Origin of the sequence: Leminorella grimontii (genome assembly GCF_039789245.1) — a bacterium.
Taxonomy (GTDB): domain Bacteria; phylum Pseudomonadota; class Gammaproteobacteria; order Enterobacterales; family Enterobacteriaceae; genus Leminorella; species Leminorella grimontii.
This window is the reverse complement of sequence record NZ_CP146357.1, coordinates 740429-765106: the sequence shown is the minus strand read 5'-3', so window position 1 is coordinate 765106 and position 24678 is coordinate 740429. Positions and strand designations below refer to the sequence as shown.

Sequence of the window (24678 nt, the reverse complement as noted above, 5' to 3'; positions counted from 1 at the left end):
TCTTTACGCTCAAGCCGCAGACGTTCCAGTATCCCCTTTCACCAACCTCTCCGCCAATCCGCTGCGCCTCTCGGTCGGCGTAGCGATAGCGGACATCAGCACCGGCTGTGCGGCAAACAGCGTCAGCCGCTTTCTGGCCCGGGTGATGGCCGTATACACCAGCTCTCGGCTCAGCAGCGGCGTATACTGTTCGGGCAGGGCTAAAACCGTATGGTCAAACTCCGATCCCTGGGATTTATGCACTGTCATCACAAAGGCGGTTTCGCTCGACGGCAGTCGGCTGGGGGGAACGGACTTAATGGAACCGTCCGGCAGCTGAAAGTGAACCCGCAGTTCCCCTTCCTCGTTGTGAAAAGCAATGCCGATATCGCCATTATAAAGCCCCAGCGACGCATCGTTGCGATTAACCATGACCGGTCGACCTGAATACCAAAGCCCCGCAGCACCGGCAGGCCGGTTGATAAGCTTACGGCGCTGCAGCATCAGCTCAATGCGCTCGTTGAGCCCTTCCACGCCAAACGGCCCGCTGCGCAGCGCGCACAGGAGCCTGAAGCGGTTAAAGCGAGCCAGTATGTCGCGCGCCTCTTTTTCCGGCTTCGCGATCGCCTCCAGATAGTCGCGATACCCTTCTACGCAAACCTCTAAAAGGCGCTGATAGTCTTCAACGTCGCAGGACGAACGCCACTCAAGATCGCCATGGTCCTGCTTAAAGCAGGCCAATGCGCTTCGCCCATCGCCCTGGTTCACCGCCAGCGCCAGGCGGCCGATGCCGGAATCCTGGTCAAAGCGATAGCTTTTTCTCAGCAGGCAAAGGCCGTCTCTCACCGTTGTCGCCAAAGGAGAATCGCCCGGCGCGATGGCGTAGCCGGTCAGCTCGCTTAGCTGAGCGGCCCGTCGTGCGCTGTAGCCGAGCTCGGCAAATCGACAAACGTCCCCCAGCACTGCGCCCGCCTCCACGGAGGCCAACTGGTCCCTGTCGCCCAGAAGAATAAGCCGGGCGTGGGAAGGCAATGCGTCCACCAGGCGCGCCATCATCGGCAAATCCACCATTGAGGCCTCGTCAACGATAATGACGTCAAAATGAAGCAGATTCTGCGCATGGTAGCGCAGGCGCGTGCCGCTAAGCTGAATGCCCAAAAGGCGATGAAGCGTCGACGCTTCAGAAGGGATGCGCCCACGCTGCGCGTCAGTCAGCGGCAGCGTCCGACTGGCGGCGCCAAGCGACTCCGTCAGCCTGGCCGCCGCCTTCCCCGTAGGCGCAGCCAGCGCAATGCGCAGGGAGTGAGCGTCGTCAAGCATCAGCAGCGCCGCCAGCAGGCGCGCTACCGTAGTGGTTTTCCCCGTTCCTGGCCCCCCTGAAATCACCGACACGCTGCGCGTCGCCGCGACGGCCGCAGCCACCTTTTGCCAGTTCACCTCTTGCGACGCGTTGGAGAAAAGGCCGTCAAGGGTTTGGCGCAGCGTTTTGACGTCAGCGCAGCCGTCGTATGCGCCGCGGCGCAGCAGAAAGCCCGCCACTTTGCCTTCGTCGCGCCACATTCTTTGCAAATAGAGGCGATCGCCGTCCAGCACCAGCGGCGTTGCCTGCTCTCCGTCGCCCACGGCGGGAGAGTGCGAGAGGGCTCGTAAAAAATCCTCGACCGTTGGGTTTCCCGCCTTGCTCCACAGGGCGTCGGCGAGATCGTCATGACGGCCGGAAAACAGCGACGCTTTGTTCATTGATGCCAACGGAAGGCAAACGTGGCCATCTCCCGCTTCCGCGCTAAGCTTAGCCACCAGCAAAGCCAACCGGGGATCGTCGTCTCCCGCCAACAGCCGCGCCAGCTGGACGTCCAGCGGCCTGAACAAACCGGCGTCAACCGCCTGAGCCAACAGCGTCCACATCAGACCGTAACCTCCCCAACGCGAAACAGTTCATCCATGCCTTCCACCAGCGCCGGTTCCGGACGACAGTAAAAAATCCCCTGCCCGGGCTTGCCCGGCTCAACGCCGCGCAGAAAAAGATAGAGCACGCCGCCAAAATGTTTCTGATAGTCATAGTCCGCTATGCGATGACGCAAATAGCGGTGGAGCGCCAGCGTATAAAGCTGATACTGAAGGTCGTAGCGGTGCTCGCACATCGCAGACGCCATCGCGTCTGTGGTATAGGCCTCGGCGCTCTCCCCCAGCCAGTTCGACTTATAGTCCAACAGGAAATAGCGCCCCTGCCAGCAGAACACCAGATCGATAAAGCCTTTCAGCATGCCCTCCACCTGACGGAACTCCAGCGGCGGGCAGGCGACCGACAGCGGATCGTAGCGCTTGACCAGAGAGTCCAAACGATCGGCGACCAGCGGCGCGTCGATAGGTAAAAAGAACTGCAGCTCCACGCGCCGCTCGCGGTCGGGAATGTCGCACAGGCGCACGCCTTCTTCAGTCAGAGGAGCCTTCAGCACCGCATCGAGCCATTCTTGCAGCACCGGCGACCACTCGGCGTCCAACCCCTGCCGCTCTACCTGTTCCGCCAACCAAAGCGGCTCCGGCCCTTCGGTAAAGTCAAACGATTCAAACAGGCCGTGCAGGAAAGTGCCGGGAGCGGCCCCTTTGGGGAAGGTATGGGGCGTTTTAACGGGCAGGAGCTCGTCGCTCTTTTCGCCCGCGGCGTCAACGTCAAAGCGGGGCAACAGCTCGTAGTGGTGTCCGCCCCCCTGCTGCTGGAGGCCGGAATAGCTGGTCACCCGCCAGTCGTCACGGCGAGGAGAGGAGAATTTGCGCGCGGCCAGCGGTTCGGATGAGGCACTGCCGGGCTGCCAGCGCGTTTCGCCGGCCTTATCTACGTTAAATAACCTGATGGCGTCGCCCCGAGCCAAGTCCCGCAGCGCCTCGCTCAGCGTCCGCGCATCGCCCGCCTCGCCTCTTTGCAGCAGATAGCCCATCGCGCTGCGGTGCACGTCGCTGTTCCCCTTGCTGCGTCCGCGGGAATAAATCGGCGCAACGCCGACGCTGCAGTGAAAAATGGAGCGCGTCATCGCAACGTAAAGCAGGCGCAGGTCCTCCGCCAGCCGCTCTTCTTCTTCCAGCGCAAGCGAGTCTTCGCTTCGCTGCAGGTCGAGCACCGACGTAAAGGTTTGGCGATCGTGGTACAGCGCGTTCATCTGCTGACGGAAGCCGCAGATAAAGGGAAGCCACACTAAAGGATACTCAAGCCCCTTTGACTTATGGATAGTCACTATCCTGACCAGACTGGCGTCGCTTTCCAGCCGAAGCTGCTGGCTGTCCGACCGATCGTTCGGCTTGGCGATTTGCTGCGTCAGCCAGCGCACCAGCGAGTGCTCACTTTCAAGCTTAAGGGAAGCTTCCTGCAGCAGCTCGCCGATGTGCATAACGTCCGTCAGCCGCCGCTCGCCGCCTAACGTCACCAGCAGGTTTTCCGCCAGCCTGCGGCGAGTCATAATCTCTCTCAGCATCGGCAGCACGCCGCGCTTTTGCCATACCCGCCGGTACTCGCTGAATTCGTCAATCAGCGCTTCCCATTCGCGCTCGTTCTGATTAACGGCGTCGATGTGTGCAGCATCCAGCCCCAACAGGCTGCTGGCCAGCGCAGCGCGCAGCGCCCTCTCCTGTTCCGGTGCCAGCACCGCCTGCAAGAGCCACAGCATGTCCTGAGCTTCCGGAACGCTGAATACGCTCTCCCGATTGGAGAGATAAACTGACGGGATGCCCAGCGCATTCAGGGCGTCGCGCATCAGCGACGCCTCTTTTCCGGTTCGTACCAGAACGGCGATGTCTGATGCGCTCACCGTCCTGCGTTGGTTAGCCGTCACTAACCAGGCGTCCTCGCGCTGGCCGGCGATAAGCCAATCCCTGATTTGCCCGGCGCAGCATTCCGCCATCGCCTGCTGATATTCCGGCTGGCCGCAGCCCTCGCTTTGCACCTGCCACAGCCCGAGCGCCGGCTGAACCGTTCCACCGATTTCAAACGCCGACGAACGGTTTTTCTCCGCCGCCTTTACGGGTAAAAAAGGAATTTGCTCAAAGACAAAGGGCGACGGCAGGCGCTCAAACAGGCGGTTGACGCTCTCAACCATTGCCTGCGACGAACGCCAGTTGGTGTCCATCGTATAGTGGTCGCTTACTTCGCTGCGCGCGCGCATGTAGGTAAAAATATCCGCGCCGCGAAATGCGTAAATGGCCTGCTTTGGGTCACCGATGAGCAGCAGGCCGGTGTCGTCTCGGCCGCCGTAGACCTTATGGAAAATGTGATACTGCTGCGGGTCGGTGTCCTGAAATTCGTCGATCATCGCCACCGGATAGCGGCGGCGGATCGTTGCCGCCAGTGCCTCAGCACCCTCACCGCGCAGGGCAAAGTCCAGACGGCTAAGCAAATCGTCAAACCCCATCTCCGCCCGCCGACGCTTTTCCTTCTGGACGGACAGGCGCACTTCGCTCAGCGCTCGCGCTAAAATCAGATCGCGCAGCGTCAGCGGCTCGGCGTAGATGAGGTCGATCTCGGTAAAAATAGCGTGGCGGGGAGCCTCGCCCTTTTTGGTTTTTTCATCCAGCGTCGACTGGCAAAAGCGCTTTAACGGGTCAGGAAGCCGATAGTCAACGGTCTCCTGGCCGGCCCACTCGGTGACGGCGGCCAGCCAGTTGGAAAGATAGCGGCTGCTGTAGCTGCGCTTGTCAACGCCGGAGGCGACAATCAGCGGCTCAAGCTCGTTTGCGCACGCAAGCCAGCTGCGCTTAAGCGCGTCGATGCGCTCAACTATCTGCTGGTGGCGCTGCAAAATGTCGTCCTGAGTCGGCGGCTGGCGAAGCGTCGGCGCTTCGCCGTGCAGATAGGGGGACATGTCAGCCAGCAGGCTGTCTGGCCCGGTCCACTCGGATACTATGGCTGACGCCACGGGCAAAGGCAGCGGATAGCAGTGGCGACGCCAGAAGTCTGCCACAGCCTGACGCCGCAGGGGCAGCTCATCCTCAATCAGGGTCTGCTCAAACAAAATACCTGACTCAAACGCGTTCTGGCTCAGCATGCGCTGGCAAAAGCCGTGAATGGTATAGATAGCGGCTTCATCCATCTGGCGCTCCGCCGCCAGCAGCCAGGCGGCCGCAGCGTCGGGATCGTCTATCCGCTCGAGCAGGCGGCCTATCGTCGGCTCTTCGCTCTCCCGCCGCAGGCAGGCAATGCGCAGGCGGTGAATATTCTCACGGATGCGGTTTCTCAGCTCTTCCGTCGCCGCTTCGGTAAACGTAACGACCAGAATTTCCTCTACCGACAGCGGGCGAGGATAGGCGGCCGCACCGCCTAACCCCAGCAGCAGACGCAGATAAAGTACCGCCAGCGTATAGGTTTTCCCCGTACCGGCGGACGCCTCAATCAAACGCTCGCCAAACAGCGGAAGCGTTAACGGCTCCAGCGCCTGCGGCAGCCCGTTAGCCATTACTTCTGGGCCCTAACCGGCAGCGTTTTTTGTAGCGAAGACGCGTTAGGATAGACCTGCCACCCTTCCGGCTTGGCGTAGGCCTCTTTCAGCTCGCTCTGCCCCATAATTTGGGAAAGGACGGAGAGCCCGTCGCGATCGATGACGGCCTGACTGTAGAAGGTTTGAATATCCGCCTTCGTCAGCGCCTTGACCTGCTCAACGATGCGAACGCGCGTATCAAAGCGATCGTTACCGCGGTTAAAGTCGTTCACGTACTGCCCCGCCTCTTCGTCCAGCGTCTGCGGGCGCTGAGTCAATTCGTTGACCAGCGCCTGCCGGTACTGAGCGAACTCGTCATCCGTTACGGCTGACAGCTTGTCTTTAGCCAGGCGGTAGAAATTCTCGTAGCGACCGTCCAGATAGGCCGGCGTCTGGTTGTTGCTTTGCAGCAGGAAGCCGATCCCCCACTGGCGCCCAACCGACATCGGGAAGGCGAAAACCGCGTACCCCAGCTGTTCTTCGGTTCTCAGCTGGTTGTAAAACCAGGGCTGAACGATTTGAGACAGCAGGTTGCTGCGCGCCATGCCCTGCACTTCATCATAGCCCTGAGGAATAAATACCGCCCCCAGCGCGGAGTCCGTACTGCTGCCGGCCTTCATCAGGTTAGCGGCCTGCTTCTTATCCACGACGACGTTTTGACCATACCACCAGCTTTGCCCTTTGCAGCCCAGCTGCTTGCTGACGCTCAATGCCAACGCTTTAACCTGTTCCGGCGTCATGTTGCCGACCGCAAGCACTTCCGGCGTGCCGCTTTCCAGCAGCCGATTGCGGTACTGAACCACGTCGTTAACGGTGAGCCCGTCAATCAGAGCGCGGCGCTCATCGCGCTCGGTGTAAGGTACGGAAGAGATGGCGCGCACGGGCTGTAACGCCACTTCAAACGCCTTGCCCTTTTCTGCGGCGTCCAGCTGCTGGCGATACCACGACTTGGCCTGCGCCAGCTGTTCCTCGGTCGGCGTAAAGCTCTGGTACTGCGTTAACAACGAGCTTATCAGCTGCGGCATCCGCTGGGTAAAGCCGGAGGCAGAAAGCTGTATGCCGTTGCCGCCGGAAGAAGAGAAGCTGATGCCCCCCACCGACGCCTGATAGTCAATCTGCGCCAGCGCCTGCCCGGCCAGATAGTCGGTCAGTGAAAAAAGCACCTGATCCCGTGCGGAGTCCTGCGCCTTGGCGTTGCGCAGCGCCAGATTCACATAGGCCTTCGGCTCGTCGGCGAAATAACGGCTGGGCATCGCCCACGCCCTGACGGACGGCTCGCTCAGCACCAGAGAAGGGATGGCGTCTTTCGGCGCCGCCTTGGTGACCAAAGAAAAATCGTCCGGAATATAAGGGTTCAGCGTCGGCAAGCGCAGCGGAAGATTTTTCTCATCGGCAGCCCAGGTTGAGATTTGCTTGGGCGTAATGCTCTCCACCTTATAGGGAGCATTCACAAAATAGGCCATTTTGTCGTGGGGCTCATCCGGGCTGATAAACCAGATGCGGGCCGCCTGCGGCGTCATTTCGTCAAGCCTTGCCTCAATGGCTTTGGGATCGTAGCGATCGGCCAGATAGTCGGAATTCAGCACGTTTTCAATGGGAATGTTCAACATGGTGTCGGACAGCCATTCGACGTAGTCCATATCGCGAGAAATGGACGGATAGCGGAAGTCCAGCGCCAGAACGTGGGCAATCTCATCAAAGTAGTCTTTGCGAACGCCCTCTTTACGAATGAGCTTCAGGTAGTCGAACACGGCGGCGATAACCCGATCCCGCTGTGCCAGTCCCTTTTCCGTTAGGGAGATGCCAATGCTGAACACGCCGCCGTTGCGGTCAATCACCGGGTTGGCTCCCGCGCCGATGCTGTCGGCCAGCCCCTGCTTACGCAGCCAGTCCGACAGCGTATTTTCGCTGCGGTTGCCAATCAGATAGCCAATATAGGTATCGGTCTTGCTGCGAAACTGGGAAACATTGTTATCAATACGAAACTCAATGCGCAGCTGCCTGGTCGGCTGGGCCGGCACGTAGTGGATAATCAGCCCCTTCTCTTTTTCCGTCACGACGGGAACGGTGATAGGCGGCACCGTCGCCTGGCGGTTAGCAATGCGCCCGAAGGTCTCCGACGCAAGCTTGGCCAGCGAGTCCAGCGACTGATTGCCGTACAGCACGCCGACCATCAGGTTGGCGGAATAGTAGCGATGGTAGAAAGCCTTCAGCTCGTCGTGCAGCTTGCTGTTGGGCTTATCCTTCAGCGTTTCGAGGTTGCCCCCGGAAAAGCGCGAGCTTGGGTGAGCGGGGTTGAGCGTTTCAGACCCCACTTCCGCCATGCGCATGCCGTCCCGCGAGCGGGCCATGGTCATTTCCGCGTTAACGGCGTTACGTTCGCGATCGGCATAAACCGGGTCCAGCAGCGGCTCGGCGATAGCGTCGGCCAGCCTGTCGACGGCAGGCGCCAGCGCGTCGTTTTCCACCTCAAGGTAGAACGCTGTGCGATAAGACGCGGTGCTGGCGTTATGGCTGCCGCCGTGCTTTTTCAGAAACTCGGAAATGCTGTCGGGCTCCGGATAGCGTTTGGAGCCCATCAGCACCATATGCTCCAGATAGTGGGCGAGGCCGAGCTGGCTGTTGGGGTCTTCCAACGAGCCGACGGGCAGCGCCAGCGCCGCCAGCGACTTGCTGGCCAGGCTGTCAGAAACCAGTAAAACGGTCATGCCGTTATCGAGCTTAATCGCCTGATAGGCCCGCGTGTCCCTTTCGCTTTTTTGGATTTTCTCAGGCATTGGCTGCCAGCCCTCGGCCGCCTGCGCCGTTGACGCAAGGCCGAATAACAGCAGCAGCGCGCCGGTAATAGAGACATAGAGCTTACGCATGACGTTTCCTTCTTGTTGATTCATTCCCCGAGGCGTTGAGCGGGTCAGGCTCTGCGTCGGAGGTCACTGATATTCTTCTTGTTGGACATCGGCGTTTCTCAGGGTTCACCGCTACCCTTCGTTTTTTTCCTGCCGATGCTGTCGAAGCCGCAGCAGGTAGGGCAGGCTGTCGTCAATAATCTGGCGATATCGGGCGTCGTCCATCACGCGAAACAGCCGCATCACATAGGGATCTTCTCCCTCGCCGACCGCGGGAGGCGATCCCTGCCAGGTTTGCACCAGCCTGTGGCGCGCCTTTTGCTGCGCCTCCTCGCTATAGTCAACTTGCCCAGACGCCACATCGTAGCAGGACTCAAGCCACGCCCACGCGCTTTTTGGCAAAAGCATCAGCGGCGCGCAAAGCCCCTGAAGATAGCCCCTCAGCCAAAATGAGAACTGCGACTGCGCCTCTTCAACGCCAAGCGCCGCGAAGCGCCATTCGCTGCCTTCAATGCCCAACATCCTGCTTTCGCCTTCTCCGCCGGACATACAGTAAACCAGGTGGTCTAGCCACAGCGTCATGCCGTCAATCACCGACAGCTTCGCCGGTCGCCAACGCAGCAGGCCGTCTTTTTGGACCTGATGCAGCCAGCCGCTGACCGTTACACCGTCAATCCGGCGCTCAAACTCGACGCTTTCGCTCTCCTGCCTTTGCGCGATAACGGCGTCGGCCAGCTCACGCATTTTTTCCGTCTGCCCCTGCCAATACAGCTCGCCAAAAGCGCCAAAGGGCAGCTCTCCGGCGGCATGCGCGCGCGAAAACAGCGCCTGCGGATCGCGCGATTCAATAAGCTGGTTAAGCAGGTCTACGTTCATTCTATAGCGTTCAAGCCCTTCGACGCTAAACGGCTCTTCGTCGGAAAGCTCAGCGTCTTCCAAAGAAAAGCTTACCCTCAGACGTTGCTGAAAAAACGCCCTGACGGGATGACGATAAAAGCGGCGAATATCGTCTATATCTACTCGTTCCGGCATTAACTGCGGCAACTGACCGCCAAATTCACCGTGCGGAACGCCCTCTCTGGCCGCCGCGGGCAGCCATTCTCTGGCGTAGCTTTGCTGTTCGCTGCCGCTGATAAAATTCTTTTCGCTAAAGGGCACCCTCGCGTGATAGTGCAAGAGGTGCTGGTGCACGCGCTGCGTGCAAAGCTCAGGGTCTTCTTCTCCGTCCCCCGCCAGCACGTGGCTTTGACGGACGTACTCCAGCAGCTCGCTGACCAATACGGAAGGATAGCGCAGGCTGTTGTCCTGAATCGAGTGGCCTATATAGCTGATATAGAACGCGTTCTGCGCCGACTGTAGGGCCTCGAGGAAAAGATAGCGGTCGTCATCCCGGCGGCTGCGATCGCCCCGCATAGGCCCATCGGCCATCAGGTCAAAACCCAGCGGCGGCAGCGTCCGCGGATACACGCCGTCGTTCATCCCCAGCAGGCAAACGACCTTAAACGGAATAGAGCGCATCGGCATCAGGGTACAAAAGTTAATCGCACCGGCTAAAAAGCGCTGGCTGAGGCGCTCGTGGTTAAGGCGAGAGGACAACTCATCCTTCAGGACGGTAAGCGGCAGCGCGTCATCGTAACCGGCTTCAATACCCGCACCTATCTGCTTTTGCCATTGGCTTTCTATCAGATCCAGCACCGGTTCCGTCTCCAGCTCCGTGACGAAAAAGGCGTCCATCAGTTGGCGGCAAAGGGGCGCCCACTCGGCAAGCGGGCTCGCTTGACTTAAGCGCTCTCGCCAACGCGCCAGCTGCATCAAAAACTCCGCCAGCTGGCCCGCAAGCGTCGCGATAAGCCCGCTGGATTCGTCGTACGGCAGGACGCCCTGAAAATCGCCGGCCTGGCTGTCCATTGCGTAGCCGAGGAGCATTCGCGTCAACCCAAAGCGCCAGGTATGCTGCCCCGTCGGGGGTAAATCCAGGTCGGCGACCATGTCGTCATCCAGCCCCCAGCGAATTCCTGCCCCCTCAACCCACTGGCGTAGCGTCCGCAGGCCGCTTTCATCAATGGAAAAACGCCGCGCCAGTTCCGGCACTTCGAGCAGCGCCAGAACCTCCTGCGCACCGAACCGGCTGTAGGGGAGATCCAGCAGCTGTAGAAACGCCGTCACCACCGGATGAACCTGACTAGCGCTGCGGTCAGAGATGGCATAAGGCAGGAAGCGATCTTTCGGCGCGCTGCCGAATACCGCGTCAATATAGGGCGTATAGCCGTCTATTTCCGCCACCATGACGATGATGTCTCGCAGCGTAAGCGACGGATCGGCATCCATCATGGCCAACAGCCTGTCGTGCAGCACTTCCACTTCACGCTGGGCGCTGTGGCAGACGTGGACGCTAATCGACCGATCGTCAAGCGCGAGCGCTACTCTACCCTCGTTGGAAAACGCGGCGCCTGCGCTGAACGAGGTTTGAGCGCCGTCTTCCAGCGTCAGGATATCGCGCTGGATTCGATGAAGCAGGCTGTCGCTTCGCGGCTCCACGAACGCATCGATCTCTTGCACGCCGTCAAGCTGCGCCAGCAGGTAAATGTTGTCCCTGCCGAGCTTACCCCAGCTTGCCAGCAGAGGATTACTCAGATTCTGGTTTCCCTGCTCGTCAAACAGGCTGGCCGCGTTTTGCACGGACTTAAACAGAGCGACCTCTTCTTCACTGCCGTGCTTACGCCTCCGGCGCGCCTGCACGCGCGCTAAAAAGGCGTAGTCTTGAATATCGCCCCAGTAGTCGCGACACGGGTTGGTAAACATCAGGTGAATGTCGATATGCCGCCCCAGCGCCGACAGCGCTTCCAGATAAACGGGCGGCAGGGCCGATATGCCGCAGATAAACACGCGAGACGGGAGGCCGCTTTCTACCGCAGAAAAGCCGGGACGGCCAAGCGCATCGATGAAACGCTGATAAAGATTGGCGCGGTGCCAGGAAGGCTGCCCCATAGCTTTGGTATCATCCACCAGCGCCCGCCAAAGCGCGGCCTGCCAAAGCTGAGCGTCGTTCAGCCCCGTGACCAGCGCCCCCGCTTCCCAGCGTTCCAGCCAGCCCGGTCGGTACACCAGATACTGGTCAAAAAGGTCAGCGACTCGCCCCGCCAGCTGGTGGTGTTTGCGTTTGTCTTCATCATCGCTAAGGTAGCCTGAAAGCGGGCTGAACTCCGGCCGTTCAAGCATCGGCGGCAGCAGGCGCATCAGCTTCCAGCGCATGGCGTCTTTGCTAAAGGCGCTCTCTTTTGGAACGCCCGGCAAAACCTTGGTAAACATCTGCCAGATAAATGAGGCCGGAAGCGGAAACTCTACGTTGGCCGCAATGCCTAAATCCGTCGCCAGCTCAATTTGCAGCCACTGCGCCATGCCGTTGCTCTGCACCAGAATCACTTCGGGCTCAAGCACAGAGGCCAGCGGTTTACCAGCCACCAGCGCGGCGATCAGCGACTTCAGGACGTCCAGCTGATTTGAGTGATAAACCGTAAACATTCCGACTCTCCGAATGGGCAAGGGCGTAAGGCCTGCTGCCTTGGTAAAGAATAGCGTAAAAGAGTGATTTTCAACGTTATCAGGCCGACTGTAAAGCCGGATAGCGTTATCACTATACTCGTCGTCTTTCAAGTTGCAGGTGCGTTGGCTGCGTTCGTTCACCCGAATCACTTACTGGAGTAAGCTCATCGGGATTCACTCTCTTGCCGCCTTCCTGCAACTCGAAATCCATAGAGTATATATGCCTAATCTGTTCTAACCTGCGCTTTTTCTGTCTATGGCGACCGGCCTTGGCGGTGCTACCATGGCCGGGACTTTTTTATTTTGTTCCAGACTATCTCCCTGTGCGATGAGGAATCTAACCATGAGTCAACTGTTCACCCCGATTAAGATTGGCCCGCTTACGCTGCCCAACCGCATCGTTATCGCGCCAATGTGTCAATATTCTGCCGAAGACGGCAAAACGACCGACTGGCACACTATCCACCTGGGGCAGCTTGCGCTTTCCGGCGCGGGGCTGTTGATTATGGAGGCCACCGCCGTAGAGCCGGAAGGACGCATTTCCCCTCATGACGTCGGCCTTTGGGACGATGAAACCGAGCGTGCGCTGGCAAAAACTCTTAGCGCAGTGAAGCGTTACTCCGCAATGCCTCTGGCGATTCAGCTGGCCCATGCGGGACGCAAAGCGTCAATGCCGCCCCCTTGGCAGCCGGGCCCCGCCGTTCCGGCCGAACGAGGCGGCTGGCAGCCCGTAGCGCCGTCGGCCATCCCGTTTGACGCCCATTCCGCCACGCCGCAGGCGCTGAGCGAAGAACGCATCGCCTCCATCATTGCGTCGTTCGCCCATTCCGCCAAGCGAGCCGACAGGCTGGGGTTCGACGCCATTGAGATCCACGCCGCGCACGGCTATCTACTGCACCAGTTTTTATCCCCGATAGCCAATCGGCGAGAAGACGGCTACGGCGGCTCTCTGGAAAACCGCATGCGCATGCTGCTGGAAACCTTCAGCGCCGTTCGCAAAGTCTTTCCTGCCAATAAGGCGGTCGGCGTGCGCATCTCCGCCAGCGACTGGGTTGAAGGCGGCTGGGATTTGGAGCAGTCCATTGCCCTCTGCCATCGCTTAAAGGCGCTTGGCTGCGACTTTATTCACGTTTCCAGCGGCGGGCTGTCCGCCGAGCAGCGCATTCCCGTAGCGCCGAACTATCAGGTGCCCTTCGCCCGTCGAATTAAAGAGGAAGTCGGCATGCCCACTATCGCCGTCGGGCTGATTACCGAGCCAGAGCAGGCGGAAGCCGTCGTCGCTACCGGCGATGCCGACATGGTAGCGCTGGGGCGCGGCATCCTTTATGACCCGCACTGGCCGTGGCGCGCCGCCGCCGAGCTTGGCGCACAGGTTCACGCACCGAAGCAGTATTGGCGCGCTGCGCCGCGTCGGATAAAAGGGCTTTTCGGAAACACCTCCACGTGAGTGGAGAAAACGGATCATAGGTTATGTGCGCTCCGAGTTGCGGAGAACGAATAGCCGCTCCTCTATATCCGTTACTATCTACCTTCGGGCGGGGCTGCCTATGGCGGTTCTCCCGAAGGTCGACAAAACAGCCTTTCAAGGCTTACGCTCACGCGGCCCGGCCCGCTCACCTCCGCGGTCACTTCATCACAGCGCTCGTCCAGCCTCCTATCGGCAACGCTAAACCGCCACCCAGCGGCCTTCAAAACGGCGTCTTCATCCACGCTGATGGGATAAAGCTCCAACGCCTGAGCGGCCAGCCGCCACGCCTTCTGCTCGTTCGCATAGTGATAAAACTGCGCAGTCAGCGCCTGCTGATAGTGCATCAGCCCCAAAACCGTCACAGAGAACAACAGCATGGCGACCAGCGTCTCTATCAGGCTAAATCCCTCCTGACGGAGGGCTGACGCGGTCACGGTTCGCACTCCACGGGCTGGCCAACCAGCGGGCAAACGTCGCTTAGCGAGGCTGGAAGCGGGATCAGGCCAACGTCTAAAGATTCGCCCCGCTCTCGCCGCACCAGCGCTCGCTGAAAGAGCGCCGCCGGCATCTCGCCAAACCTGGCGTAGCCCGAACCGTGAATCAGCAGTTCGTCACTGCTTAACGCCCTTACGCAGGCATTTAACCGACGGGCTTCATGGCGTTCGCACCGCCAGCCCTCGCCGTTCAACGACCAGCGCAGCGATGATGCCCACGCCAGCGCAGAGTGCGCCCGCTGGCGGTTTTGCAGATAGCGCCTTTCGTCAACCTGCATTCTGACGCGCTGATCCAGCTGGCGATGAACACCCTTAAGCATCATCATGGAAAACGCCAAGAGCATCATAACCAGCAGCAGCGTCGCATAGCCCCTTTGTTTTTGTATCACGGGTTTCTGCTCCTCCCCTTTACGCGGGCGACGAGCGTCCGCACGACTGCCGGTTGGCCGCGCCAGTGGCCTGAAAGTGTGATATCAAAATAGTATTCGCCCTCTCCCTTCGCCGACCGAGAGTCGCGGCGTTCAATCAGGAACCCGCTGACGACGATTTCTGAAGGATCCAGCATCTTCTCCCATTCACCGCCCTGACAGCCGCTGACGCCCCTTTGGCGTTCAACAATCCCTTGTCGCCAGCGGTAGCCAAAGCGTTCAGACAGCGAGACGCCTTCCGGCTCTATCCGACCGTTGTGGTTCAGGTCATAGCTCAGAAGCACGCAGGCCTTCACGTCGCCGGAGGGCGACGTGACAATCTTGACCATCTCATCGCTTCGCAGCGTCGTTGAGGCAAACAGATAGCCCGCGCGGCGAAGATCTTTCTCCACGGTTTGCAAAACCTGCCCCAGCGCCTGCTCCAACCGGTAGGCCCGATACTGCATCAGACTCTGGCGCTGGAACGTCGGTAACAGCGACATAGTGCCAGACAGCAGCAGCCCGCTAATCAGCATGGCGATCAGCATTTCGGGCAGGGAAAAACCTCGCTGAGCGGCTAGCATCGGGGAAGCCCCGCCAGGTCGTTGTTACTTTCAGCGCAGCGACGCAGGCGACCGGTAGCGGATAGCACAATCCTTACCCTTCCCGCCTTTCCCTGCACGACGATATGCCCCGCCCCCGCCGTATTGCGTACGCCGTAAAAACCAAGGCCCAATTCGGACTGCTGTAGCTCAAGCCGCATCCCCTCCATCGGCAGGCGATAAATAGGGCCGCGGGCAGAAAAGCAGTCCGCTGCTCCCTGGGGCCGGGAGGCTATCAGGCAGTCCCTGTCGCGCTCTTTGCCTATTCGCAGCAGGAGGGTTTCATTACGCCAGTGCGCCGCCTGCTGAAGCCGGGACATAAAGGCCAGCAGCTCCGCGCTGGCCTGCTCCAACGCGGCCCGCTGTCGGTAGCTTTGCCAGCTTTGAACGCTGCCGGTCGCTAAAATCGCCATTACGCTTATTGCAAGCAAAAGCTCGATAAGCGACAGGCCGCACTGGTCGGTGTGTTGTCGTGTTTTCATGGCCGCATGCTAAACGGGCCCAGTGAAAGCGAACAGGGAGAGAAAAAAGAAGTGGAAACGACGCTGATAAGAAAAGGTGTAATGCGCCGAGCGTTACATCAAACTGCGGCGCAAATAGAATAATACGCTTACTGAGCGGGAACCGGCGGCTCGACTTTCCGCCCCTGCCTGTCAATATAGTTTTCCTGACGGCAGGAAACGACCGTATGTTCGCCGTCCGGTATCGATTCGCAGTCCATGCCGACTCTTGCCAGCCCGTTTTCAAACGGCCAGGCAAAGTCATACTGCGGCTCAATCACCGGCTCCAGTCGTTGGTTAAAGAAGCCGACCTTGCCGTTGACGATACCGCGGGTCAGCCCTTCCTCAAAATAGTCGGGGCCGTTGTCAAACAAGAGCACTTCGAGGCTGCTTCCATCGGGCTTAACGTAAAAAACCCGGCGATCAATAAAGAATCCGGCCAGACCGTTGTCGCCATAGTCGGCCTGCGCCAGAGCGCGAGAGGAGAAGCGAAACGTCTTGCCATCTGGCGCCGCACAGGCGCTATCGTCAATTAGCCCTTGCTCGCTGGAACCATACAAACAGCTTAACGAATAGGAGGGTGAAGAAACACCGCAGCCTGCGGCCATCAACCCGACCAGCAGCAAAAGAACAACTTTCAAACGTGCGATTCTCATCCTGAGCGCCTTTTCCCACATCAGATGTAAAAAGCCCGCCGACAGGGGCGGGCATAAAAATTAAATCGCCACCGGCGCTTTGATCGCCGGATGCGGATCGTAGCCCGTAATTTCAAAGTCTTCGAACCGATAGTCGAAGATGGACTCCGGCTTACGCTTGATCTCAAGCTTCGGCAGCGGACGCGGCTCGCGGCTCAGCTGAAGGTGCGTTTGTTCCATGTGGTTCATATACAGGTGCGTATCGCCGCCGGTCCAGACAAAGTCGCCGACTTCCAGATCGCACTGCTGGGCCATCATGTGTACTAAAAGCGCGTAGCTGGCGATGTTGAACGGTAGCCCCAAAAACACGTCGCAGGAGCGCTGATACAGCTGGCAGGAGAGCCTGCCGTCGGCGACGTAAAACTGGAAGAACGCGTGGCAGGGCGCCAGCGCCATCTCGGACAGCTCTCCCACGTTCCAGGCGGAAACGATGATCCGGCGCGAATCCGGATCGCGTTTTAGCTGCTCCACCGCCGCGGAAATCTGGTCTATCTGACGACCGTCAGCCGCGCCCCACGAGCGCCACTGCTTGCCGTATACCGGCCCCAAATCGCCGTTTTCGTCAGCCCATTCGTCCCAGATAGTGACGTTATTGTCGCGCAGGTAGCCGACGTTGGTGTCGCCCTTTAGAAACCACAGCAGCTCGTGAATGATTGAGCGCAGGTGACAGCGCTTGGTGGTCACCAGCGGGAAACCTTCCTGCAGGTTAAAGCGCATCTGATGGCCGAAAATAGAGCGCGTTCCCGTACCGGTACGGTCGGATTTTGGCGTTCCCTCGTCGAGGATTTTTTGCATTAATTCTAAATATTGTTTCATCGTAACCTCGTCACCTTAAAATTCCTCATCGATCACGCTTTTTGCCGTTTTTCCTGCGGCTTCGGGCGGCGGTAGGCCCAAACCATCATCAGTACGCCAATCAGGATCATCGGCAGCGAAAGCAGCTGCCCCATGCTGAACAGGCCAAACAGCCCCAGTTGGGCGTCCGGCTGGCGGAAAAATTCAATGATAAAACGGAACGTCCCGTAACCAATCAAAAACAGCCCCGAGACGCTGCCCGCCGGGCGCGCCTTGCGGATAAACAGATTCAGAAGCAGGAACAGTACGACGCCTTCCAGGCACATTTCATACAGCTGCGACATGTGGCGAGGCAGCATTCCGTCCTGCATGTAGGGGAGCCACTGCGGGTTTTGTTCAACAAACAGCTGGTCGGCGACGCGCGCCGTCGGGAAGCGCATCGCCCACTGGAAATCGGTAACGCGTCCCCAAAGTTCGCCGTTGATAAAGTTGCCCAGTCGGCCAACGCCGAGCCCGAAGGGGATCAGCGGCGCCATGAAATCGGACACCTGGAAGAACGTGCGCTTGGTGCGACGCGCAAACCACAGCATCGCTACGATGACGCCCATCAGGCCGCCGTGGAAGGACATGCCGCCCTCCCAGACTTTAAACAGGTAAAGCGGATTAGCGACAAAGTCGGGAAAGCTGTAGAACAGCACGTAGCCAACGCGGCCGCCGACGAATACTCCCAAAAAGCCCGCATACAGCACGCTTTCCACTTCGTCCTTCGTCCAGCCGCTGTTTGGCCGCCCGGCGCGGCGCTTGGCTAGCCAGAGGGCAAACACGAAGCCTATCAGGTACATCATGCCGTACCAGCGCAGCGACAAAGGCAGCGTGGGTTCTAAAGAGAAGATAACCGGATCGAATTTAGGAAATTCCAGAAAGCTAGAGTTCATCACTCACCACAGTACATATCACGTTGAATTGAGAACGGACAGCGCCGTTGATTACGCGCTTAAAAAACCGCGCAATCATAGCATAGCCAAACGCGTTTGGTTCGCAGAAAAAGGCCGCTTTACACTCATTTACGCCCCGTATATCGGGGAGTGAAAATGGATAGCCCCACGATTAAGTGGGGCTAATGACTATCTATCACCGCCGGTGCGTTCACCCTTCCTACGCTTCGGGTACGGCGAATTCGACTTTTGCGGTCGGGTTTCCTGCTTTTCCTGCATCGCCAAAACGATGGGAGAAAACTCTTTCATGACGCGACGATAAACGTCACGTTTGAACGAAACGACCTGTCGAACCGGATACCAATAACTCACCCAGCGCCAGCCGTCGAACTCCGGCGTGCTGCTGCGCTGCATGTTGATATCGGCTTCACTGCTTATCAGCTGTAGTAAAAACCACTTCTGCTTCTGACCAATACAAACGGGCTTAGTGTCCCAACGCACCAAACGTTTAGGTAACTTATATCGTAACCAGTTACGCGTACAGCCAAGGACCTTGACGTCTTTACGACTCAGTCCCACTTCTTCAAAAAGCTCGCGATACATGGCCTGCTCCGGAGATTCCCCCGCGTTGATGCCGCCTTGAGGAAACTGCCATGAGTGTTGACCAAATCGCCTGGCCCACAATACCTGTCCCTGCTTATTACAAATTACGATACCAACATTCGGGCGGTAGCCATCATCATCGATCACCGGACTACCTCAGAGCATAAATTCTTTATAGATAGGTTGATTGTTTCATACTAGGCTGTGTCCCGCAACTGTACACGGTGGCGACGCTGAGCCAAAAGGGCGTAATCAAGGCGGAGCGCGCAGGGCATAGTGAGCCTATGCCCAAGTGCGACAACGCAGGGTACGCCCTTTTGGCACTCGTCCCGAAGGGCTGGGGTCCTTTTTACGCAGCGCTGCGTTACTCACGGCTTATTTGGGCCCGCCAAACCTCACCGCTCGCGCCTTGCTCTGCGTAAAAATGACCGCCAGCGCCATCCGCGTACAGTTGCGGGACACAGCCTAAACGGTGCGGTAAACCTCTGGGTGAGATTCCCTTATCAATACGCTTGCTGAGTATAACTTGACATTTGGAATTAAGTTATAAACAGCCTAAAGCCACATTACCCTACTTTATGCACCTTTACTGTGGATATCTATGTGAAGAACCCGATAACAATATGGGTAGAAATCAGAACCCCCAGAGAATTGATCCTGCATTGAAATTGAAATAATTCAATATAAATCAGGTTAATATAAATAACCAACAGGCAAAAAACGGATCTAAAATGTGATGCAGATCCCTAGGCGAGATCGCCATGAACAAAAAATAGCCTCCGTCGACTTTATCCACAGACAGTGATAAAAAGTTAACCAAAATGCGGTTTGATACGCAAAAAAACCCCGAAGTCAATGCTGTAAATGAAAACAGTAGTCATCTTTTTGTGAGTTATCCAAGATATCTGTGGATAACATAGTGTAAGATCCTGTTCACTGTCGGTGGCTTATTGACGATCCGTTCAGCCATAGTGGAAGGCGAAACGGGCCAAAAATAAAAAATTATGATATAAACCATAGCGTTAATTTGTTTCTTAACGCTATGAAAAATGACTTACAAGCGCGCCCCTTGGGCTGTATAAATTTAGAACAGATAAACGGATCCCTAAATGTCCTATACGGTAACGCCCCTTCCTATGCCAGAAAGCGAGCAGGAGCTCTATCAGCGAGCGCTGGCGCTGGCCGGATATACGATGAAAGCGCTGGCGGACGCCGTAGGGTTGCCGATCCCTAAAGATCTAAAGCGGGATAAGGGATGGGTTGGCATGATGCTGGAACACTATTTAGGCGCCAGCGCCGGCAGCAAGCCCGAACAGGACTTTCCTCATCTGGGCATAGAACTGAAGACGATCCCGGTAAGCGCGCAGGGCAATCCGCTGGAAACGACCTTCGTATGCGTCGCTCCCTTGACCGGCAACAGCGGGGTGACTTGGGAAAGCAGCCACCTTCGTAGGAAGCTTCAGCGGGTGCTGTGGGTGCCGGTAGAGGGAGAAAGAAGCATTCCTTTAGCCGAGCGGCGCATCGGCACTGCCCTGCTGTGGAGCCCGGACGAAGAAGAGGAAACCAAACTCAAGCGCGACTGGGAGGAGCTGATGGACCTCATCGTGCTGGGGAAGGTAGAAACCATCACCGCCCGGCACGGAGAAGTGCTGCAAATCCGCCCCAAGGCCGCCAACGCGCGGGCGTTGACGGATGCGATCGGCGAGTTTGGCCAGCCGATTATGACGCTCCCGCGCGGCTTCTATCTGAAAAAAGCCTTTACGCGGGCGCTGCTGGCCAAACACTTTAACCTGCCGCTGTCTGAATAAGAGGCTACTTCTTCCGCGCTCTCGCCAATTGTACAAGCCACAGGCCGCCGATTGACACCGCCAGCAGGCCGCCAAAAACGCAGCCTATCGCCACAACGGGCATACCGGCTTTCACCGCCAGCGTGTACAGGCCGAGCATCAGCAGCATGGCGGTATTTTCACCAAAGTTTTGCACCGCCACCGCATTACCCGCGCCGACGGTTTGCTTTCCCCGATCCTGTAACAGCGTATTGAGCGGAACGATAAAGAACCCACCAAAAATGCCGATAACAACAAGGATCGCATAGGAGAGCGCCAGGCTGCCCTGCAGTACGAAAACCACCACGCCGACGCCCAACAGTACCCCTGCAGGAATACAGCGGCTCACGGTTTTTAACGTGATCCACTTGGCCGCGGCCGCTGCGCCGATAACGATGCCTACCGCCACCATAGCGTTTAGCAGCGTCGGCGTAAGCAGTCCTTCGATGCCTAACGCGACAGGAACCCAGAGGATCAGCAGGAAGCGGAGCGTGATCCCCGCCCCCCAGAACAGGCTGGTGCCCACCAGCGACATTCTCGTTCCCTGATCTCGCCAGAGCACCACAATCGCGTTGGCGAAGTTCGCCACCATCTCTTTAAGATTCCAGCGGGCGCCCGGTCTGGCTGGCTGTAGCTTCGGAATATAAAAGTTGGCGGCGACGGCGCCGGCATAGACGATGCAGCATACCGTCAGCGCGATATAAGGGCTGATGTCCACCAGCCAGCCGCCGACCAAAGAGCCGGTGAGGATCGCCGCCAGCGTAGAAGACTCAATCAGGCCGTTGGCCTTCACCAACTGATCGCCGTGGGTCAGCTCGCCAAGGATGCCGTACTTGGCGGGAGAATAGGCGGTTGCGCCAATGCCTACCAGCAGGTAGCCAAAGAACGGATCGAGGCCGGCGAAAATGATCCCCGCGCCGATAAGCTTAACGGCGTTGGCGAACATCATCACCCGCCCCTTCGAGAAGCTGTCGGCAACCTGCCCTACAAACGGCGCCAGCACCACGTAGGCGACAATAAACAGCATCTGGAGCACCGAGTGGCTCCAAAGCGGGTAGGTCTTTTGAATCAAAACGCCTAATGTCGCAAAAAACAGCGCGCTGTCGCCAAAGGCCGATAAAAACTGGGCGCTGGTTACCGCCACCATGCCCCTGCTCAGCAGCGGCTTGGGCGTTACGTCGATCGTCGTCATTCGGACTCCGCAGGCGCTTCGGCCAGTTTACGCAAGGAGACAAAATCCGGCTTGCCGCTGCCCAAAAGCGGGAGCGACTTTAAGGTCCGAATATCGCGAGGAACGGCCAGCCCCGGCAGCCCCAGCTCCTGGGCGGCTCGCGATAGCGCATCGCGAGGCAGCTCGGCAGCGGTGGTAAACAATACGAGAGATTCTCCCTTTGCCACGTCGCTTTTCACCGTTGCGGCATGCTCGGCATTTGGCGCCACCTTTTTGGCTATCGCTTCTACGCTTTCCAGCGATACCATCTCGCCGGCGATTTTAGCAAAGCGCTTCACGCGGCCTTTAATCGTGCAGAAGCCTTCACTATCAAAAGAGACGATGTCGCCGGTGTCGTACCAGCCGACTTCCAGCTCGCCCCGCTCATTTTCTGCCGCAGGCTGCTCCAGCACGCCGGGGTTTTCCACCCGCAGATAGCCTTTCATGATGTTTGGCCCCCTCACCTGCAGGCGGCCGCCCTCTTCAATCCCCGGAACTGAGATCAGGCGGGATTCGATGCCCGGCAGCAGTCGCCCTACGGTCTGAGATTTGGACGCCATCGGAACGTTAATCGCCAGCACCGGCGCGCATTCGGTCACGCCGTAGCCTTCCAGAATGCGAATGCCGAACTTCTCCTGCCACAGCTCGCGCGTAGCGCTCGAAAGCTTCTCCGCCCCGGCCACTACGTAGCGCAGGCGAGCGAAGTCGTACGGATGGGCAAAGCGCGCATAGTTGTTGAGAAACGTCGGCGTGCCGAACATCACGTTGCAGTTCTGATCGTAGATCACTTCCGGCACGATGCGATAGTGCAGCGGGCTTGGGTAAAGGAAAATGCGGCTGCCGGTAACAATCGGCGCCAGCAGCCCCGCAGTCAGGCCGAAGGCGTGGAACAGGGGCAGCGCCGACATAAATTTGTCCTGCGGCGAGAAGTCCGCCACGGTGCGGATCTGCTCCACGTTAGCCAGCAGGCTGCTGTGGGTGTGTACTACGCCCTTCGGATTGCCCTCTGAACCAGACGTAAACAGGATAATGGCCGCGTCGTCCGGCTTTTGCGGCGCCATTGCGCAGCGCGGCATCAGCAGGTGCTTTAACACCCAAAGCTTGTCATCACGGGTCACCGTGTCCTTCAGGTCTTCGAGAAAATACCAGGTCGCGCCCTTTACCTGTTCTGCAAGGTGCGTCAGATTGGCTTTTTCCAAAAACTGGCGCGACGCCACGATGGTTTTTATCTGCGCGCCCTTAAGCGCGCTCTCCAGCCCGTTAACGCCGGCGGTATAGTTCAGCATGGCGGGTACGCGGCCGCACAGTGAGGTGCCGAAAATGGTCGCAGCGGTAATCGTCGCGTTGGGTAAAAGCAGGCCGACCGTTTCTCCCGGCGCGGTTAAACGAGAAATAATGCGGCTAACGCCCAGCGACTTTTTCAAAAGCGAGCGATAGGAGTCCTCTTTCAGGCCGATATCGGTAATGCAGGGCTTGCTGCCGCCGTAGCGGCAGGTTGCTTCAACCAGCGCTTCATACAGCGTTCTCGGACTGCGGGTCGCCATGCGGGCGTCCATCATGATTTGATGCATCCGCTCGCCGGCCAGCCTGCGGCGCTCGGCGGCTCGTCCGCCTTCCGGCATCGGGATCGTCGTCGCAGGCAAAATATGAATGTTGACCTGTGGAAACAGGCGCCGCTTAAAAATGCCCTTCAGGCGGCTAAAGAAGCTCAGCTCCAGGCCGTCTATCCAGATAGGGATAATCGTCGCCTGCGACTTCGCCGCCACAAAGGCCGCGCCGTCGTAAATCTTCATCAGCGAGCCGGTCACCGTGATGCGGCCTTCGGGGAAAATCACGATCGGCCTGCCGTGTTCAATCTGGCGGACCAGCGTTTTAATCGCCATCGGCTTGGTTGGATCCAGCGGCACAAAGTCCACCAGCGGTTCCATCATTCGCAGAAACCAGCGGTCGGTCATGCTGGTGTAAATAGCAAACACCGGCTTTACCGGCAAAAACAGCCCCAGCAGGACGCCGTCGATAAAAGAAAGGTGGTTGGGGGTTATCAGCAGGCGCTGATGATTGAAACCGTTAAGATCGCCCGTCACGCGTACGCGAAAGCACGTTCGAGCAATAAACCGAAGAACCTTGTAAATCATGACTATCTCCCTATCACAGCGCAGTATGCGTTGATACATCCCTTTCACCGATAAGACAAGTGAATTATTACGCCGTTCATTACCTTACGGTTAACCGAACAAAAAACCGGCGCCCAGCTCAGGTAAAAAAAAACCTACGCATCCGCGTAGGTCGGTGTAATCCAGTAAATGGTTCCGACGTCGCCGCCGGATATTCACCAATAAATACCTCTGGGATCTAAAATCTAGTTCAAGCGCTAAATTCCAGCCACTGCCAAAACGCTACATTGCCCGACAAAGTGTAACCAAGCGTGAAATTATTATCATTTCACCTATTTTTCCTACACAACTCGATTAAAAATCGCTCGTAATCAGTATGAAGCAAGTTTTTCATCAATAGGCATCACTGCGTAAACCGTTTATAAATTTCTTCAGCGGCGGCCTGATAGGCTTGAGACTTCAGCTCCATAATTTGCTTGGCGTCTTTTGAGTCGCGGTTATAGCGGCCACTGAGGCTGCTGTTCTCGAATACCGGCGGGGTGAAGGTTGTCCAACGCCCGCTGGCGACGTCGATAAGCGCGATGCGCAGAACGATGCGCATATGCTGCGTTTCATCCGGTAAAACGCCGCCGACAAACGGCACCCAGGAAACCACCTTGGTAGCCTCGTTTTCAGAGCCGCTCTCCAGCTGGCCCCAGTACACCAGGATCTTATCCTGACCGCCGTTGGCCGCCGTCAGGCGCAGCAGCCTGGGGTAGTCAACCGAAGCCGCGTTGTCTGTCGTTTGGCCGTAGCGATAGCCGCTGTCGGGAGGGATGCCGGAGTAAAGCGCGACGGAATAGTGCTGCGCCAGCGCCTGTTGCATTTCAACGTCGGGCGTCATTGCGCCGGACTGAATAAGCAAAATGGAAGAGCTTTTGGGCAGGCGGAAATCCTGCCGCGCGCTGCTCAGGGCCTTCTGGATGTCATCATCGCTGATAGCTTTGCTTTTAGGCGCGGCCCCCAGAACGTCGCTGTCCTTAAGCTCGCCGGAGTAAAAGGCGTTACCGCCGCGCCCGCCGGACTGCGAAATAGAGCGAGTTGAACAGCCTGAAAGCACCAGCGCGCCCAACACGACGGCCAACAGGATCCGGCCCCTTCCCGAAAAAATACGTTTCATAACAGATATCCCTAATTCCATGTTGTATTTGTCCGAAAGA

The 24678-nt window shown here is 58.1% G+C and carries 17 protein-coding genes; 2 read left to right on the top strand and 15 right to left on the bottom strand.

Annotated elements, in window-relative coordinates; all coding sequences use genetic code 11:
* Nucleotides 1-9 precede the first annotated feature (9 nt).
* From recD to recC, 4 genes are all read right to left on the bottom strand, one after another.
* A complete protein-coding gene (gene recD / locus V8L73_RS03620; protein WP_347254145.1) occupies nucleotides 10-1884 on the bottom strand; it encodes an exodeoxyribonuclease V subunit alpha in 1875 nt (624 codons plus the stop codon).
* Nucleotides 1884-5420: an exodeoxyribonuclease V subunit beta gene (gene recB, locus V8L73_RS03615; protein WP_347254144.1), complete on the bottom strand. Its 3537-nt coding sequence runs from the start codon at nucleotides 5418-5420 to the stop codon at nucleotides 1884-1886. The genes recD and recB overlap by 1 nt, the downstream gene beginning before the upstream one ends.
* A complete protein-coding gene (gene ptrA / locus V8L73_RS03610; RefSeq protein WP_347254143.1) occupies nucleotides 5420-8308 on the bottom strand; it encodes a pitrilysin in 2889 nt (962 codons plus the stop codon). Before ptrA ends, recB begins: the two co-directional genes overlap by 1 nt.
* Before the next feature lie 111 nt (nucleotides 8309-8419).
* A complete protein-coding gene (gene recC, locus V8L73_RS03605) occupies nucleotides 8420-11809 on the bottom strand; it encodes an exodeoxyribonuclease V subunit gamma (protein WP_347254142.1) in 3390 nt (1129 codons plus the stop codon).
* 364 nt (nucleotides 11810-12173) lie between these two features.
* Here recC and V8L73_RS03600 point away from each other — a divergent pair, with 364 nt between their 5' ends.
* Complete coding sequence (locus tag V8L73_RS03600) at nucleotides 12174-13277, top strand: NADH:flavin oxidoreductase/NADH oxidase (RefSeq protein ID WP_347254141.1); 1104 nt, start codon at nucleotides 12174-12176, stop codon at nucleotides 13275-13277.
* Between the two features lie 98 nt (nucleotides 13278-13375).
* Here the strand turns inward: V8L73_RS03600 and V8L73_RS03595 are convergent, their stop codons facing one another.
* From V8L73_RS03595 to rppH, 8 genes are all read right to left on the bottom strand, one after another.
* Nucleotides 13376-13732 carry a prepilin-type N-terminal cleavage/methylation domain-containing protein gene (locus V8L73_RS03595; protein ID WP_347254140.1) on the bottom strand — a complete coding sequence of 119 codons (357 nt, stop codon included), beginning with the start codon at nucleotides 13730-13732 and terminating at the stop codon, nucleotides 13376-13378.
* Nucleotides 13729-14181 (bottom strand): DUF2509 family protein, encoded by a 453-nt coding sequence (locus V8L73_RS03590; RefSeq protein ID WP_347254139.1) that lies wholly within the window; start codon nucleotides 14179-14181, stop codon nucleotides 13729-13731. The genes V8L73_RS03595 and V8L73_RS03590 overlap by 4 nt, the downstream gene beginning before the upstream one ends.
* Nucleotides 14178-14783, bottom strand: coding sequence for a prepilin peptidase-dependent protein (locus V8L73_RS03585; protein WP_347254138.1), 606 nt, complete (start codon nucleotides 14781-14783; stop codon nucleotides 14178-14180). Before V8L73_RS03585 ends, V8L73_RS03590 begins: the two co-directional genes overlap by 4 nt.
* Complete coding sequence (locus V8L73_RS03580) at nucleotides 14777-15283, bottom strand: prepilin-type N-terminal cleavage/methylation domain-containing protein (RefSeq protein WP_347254137.1); 507 nt, start codon at nucleotides 15281-15283, stop codon at nucleotides 14777-14779. Before V8L73_RS03580 ends, V8L73_RS03585 begins: the two co-directional genes overlap by 7 nt.
* Before the next feature lie 128 nt (nucleotides 15284-15411).
* Nucleotides 15412-15957, bottom strand: a complete 546-nt coding sequence (locus V8L73_RS03575) for a WG repeat-containing protein (RefSeq protein WP_347254136.1) — start codon at nucleotides 15955-15957, stop codon at nucleotides 15412-15414.
* 60 nt (nucleotides 15958-16017) lie between these two features.
* Nucleotides 16018-16812, bottom strand: coding sequence for a thymidylate synthase (gene thyA / locus V8L73_RS03570; RefSeq protein ID WP_027274296.1), 795 nt, complete (start codon nucleotides 16810-16812; stop codon nucleotides 16018-16020).
* A 32-nt stretch (nucleotides 16813-16844) separates the two neighbouring features.
* Nucleotides 16845-17726: a prolipoprotein diacylglyceryl transferase gene (gene lgt, locus V8L73_RS03565; protein ID WP_027274297.1), complete on the bottom strand. Its 882-nt coding sequence runs from the start codon at nucleotides 17724-17726 to the stop codon at nucleotides 16845-16847.
* A gap of 189 nt (nucleotides 17727-17915) precedes the next feature.
* Nucleotides 17916-18476, bottom strand: coding sequence for an RNA pyrophosphohydrolase (rppH, locus tag V8L73_RS03560; protein ID WP_027274298.1), 561 nt, complete (start codon nucleotides 18474-18476; stop codon nucleotides 17916-17918).
* Between the two features lie 962 nt (nucleotides 18477-19438).
* Between rppH and mutH the strand changes: the two genes are divergently transcribed.
* Nucleotides 19439-20137, top strand: a complete 699-nt coding sequence (mutH, locus tag V8L73_RS03555; RefSeq protein ID WP_347254135.1) for a DNA mismatch repair endonuclease MutH — start codon at nucleotides 19439-19441, stop codon at nucleotides 20135-20137.
* Between the two features lie 4 nt (nucleotides 20138-20141).
* Here mutH and lplT read toward each other — a convergent pair whose 3' ends face one another.
* From lplT to V8L73_RS03540, 3 genes are all read right to left on the bottom strand, one after another.
* Complete coding sequence (lplT, locus tag V8L73_RS03550; protein WP_347254134.1) at nucleotides 20142-21347, bottom strand: lysophospholipid transporter LplT; 1206 nt, start codon at nucleotides 21345-21347, stop codon at nucleotides 20142-20144.
* Nucleotides 21344-23500, bottom strand: a complete 2157-nt coding sequence (aas, locus tag V8L73_RS03545) for a bifunctional acyl-ACP--phospholipid O-acyltransferase/long-chain-fatty-acid--ACP ligase (RefSeq protein ID WP_347254133.1) — start codon at nucleotides 23498-23500, stop codon at nucleotides 21344-21346. Before aas ends, lplT begins: the two co-directional genes overlap by 4 nt.
* Before the next feature lie 382 nt (nucleotides 23501-23882).
* On the bottom strand, nucleotides 23883-24638 hold the full coding sequence (locus V8L73_RS03540) for a hypothetical protein (protein WP_027274302.1): 756 nt from the start codon (nucleotides 24636-24638) through the stop codon (nucleotides 23883-23885).
* Nucleotides 24639-24678: the final 40 nt, after the last annotated feature.